This is a genomic window from Poseidonibacter antarcticus (genome assembly GCF_003667345.1).
GTDB lineage: Bacteria > Campylobacterota > Campylobacteria > Campylobacterales > Arcobacteraceae > Poseidonibacter > Poseidonibacter antarcticus.
The window spans coordinates 1-588 of record NZ_RCWF01000050.1 but is presented as its reverse complement, the minus strand read 5'-3'; the positions used below and the strand labels follow the sequence as shown (position 1 = coordinate 588).

The window sequence follows — 588 nt, the reverse complement described above, 5'->3', positions numbered from 1 at the left end:
GCCATTACGGCATCTTCAACGGCTCCAAATGGCGCAACCAGATCGCCCCGGTGGTCGAGGAATGGATCAAGGCCAACGCCTGACCTCCGGCCCAGCCTTCTCGTCCCTCCGTTCAGCCTGAGCAAAGTCGAACGCCAAGGGAAACGGCTCGCCACATGCCTTTGGCAAAGGCTACCCCGTGGCCTTCGACTTCGCTCAGACTGAACGGGGGGTAGGGATTCGGGCTGGATACTGAAAGCGGTTCAGGCTGAGCGAAGTCGAAGCCCACGCCCCAACAATCGCCCAGCAGACAGGGTTTCCCTTGGCCTTCGACTTCTCTCAGGCTGAACGGAGGTTGGGTAGCTCCCCCATTCCCCCGTCAGGGGAGGGGCCGCTGCTCGTGACAAACCAGCAACGCCAGCGACAACGCCCCTCAAGGCAGTGCCCCTCCCCAAGCCAGCCCAGGGAGGGGCCGCACATCACCACCCCTGCGGCTTGCCCTTGTTCTGCTGATCCAGCCAGACTTTCAGCGGCGCGAAATATTCGACCAGCGCCTTGCCCGACATCTCACGGCTGCCGGTAAAGACCTGCAACGCATCCGGCCAGGGC

2 protein-coding genes are annotated in these 588 nt (G+C 62.9%); one reads left to right on the top strand and one right to left on the bottom strand.

From position 1 onward, the window contains the following. Positions 1–11: 11 nt before the first annotated feature. Positions 12–83, top strand: coding sequence for a hypothetical protein (locus tag D9T19_RS14945; RefSeq protein WP_500043991.1), 72 nt, complete (start codon positions 12–14; stop codon positions 81–83). A 375-nt stretch (positions 84–458) separates the two neighbouring features. On the opposite strand, the gene D9T19_RS14940 is transcribed toward D9T19_RS14945, so the two are convergent. Continuing rightward, a partial coding sequence (locus D9T19_RS14940; RefSeq protein ID WP_162984616.1) for a M2 family metallopeptidase occupies positions 459–588 on the bottom strand: 130 nt, incomplete at its 5' end.